The following is a 559-nucleotide window of genomic DNA, read 5'->3' as shown; positions in this document are numbered from 1 at the left end:
GTGAGCGCGGTCGCTCCGTCAGCACGCTGCTCGGCCGGTCGTCACCCCTGCCCTCGACCGAGTGGCGAGCGGTGCAGGCTCGTGCGAGCGAGCCCGACGCCACGGCCGCCGACGAACGCAGGGCCCGCTCCTCGGCCAGGGACTGGGGGCGCTTCACGCGGAACTTCGTGGTGCAGGGGAGCGCGGCCGAGTGGTCGCTGTGCTGGATGGCGGCGTTGCGGGGGCGCTTGGCCCAGATCGGCGCGGAGCCGCCGGCATCGGTGTCGCGCGCCGCGTCCGCAGGCCCGGTGTTCGAGCGCGGGCCGCATCTCGTGTACTTCCTGCACGACGAGATCATCGTGCACACGCCTCGCGAGCTCGCCGACGAGGTCGCCGCGGCGGTCGAGACGTCGGCGAAGGGGGCCGGGCGCCTGCTGTTCGGCGACTTCCCGGTGGAGTTCCCCCTCGACCTCGCGATCGTCGACAGTTACGCGTCCGCCGGCTGAGCGCCGGGTCGCCGCCCCCGTTTCGGTCGATCGGCGCTCGGCGCGAAGGGCAGCCGCGGCACGTCGTCGAGCGA

Annotated in this window: 1 pseudogene; it reads left to right on the top strand. The window is 74.2% G+C overall.

From position 1 onward, the window contains the following. Positions 1 to 485: pseudogene (locus GH736_RS24140) on the top strand (bifunctional 3'-5' exonuclease/DNA polymerase); the annotation flags it as partial. Between the last annotated feature and the right edge of the window lie 74 nt (positions 486 to 559).

Origin of the sequence: Agromyces humi (genome assembly GCF_009720255.1) — a bacterium.
Taxonomy (GTDB): domain Bacteria; phylum Actinomycetota; class Actinomycetes; order Actinomycetales; family Microbacteriaceae; genus Agromyces; species Agromyces humi.
Note: the sequence above shows the minus strand (reverse complement) of the source record. Positions and strands in the feature narration are given on the sequence as shown.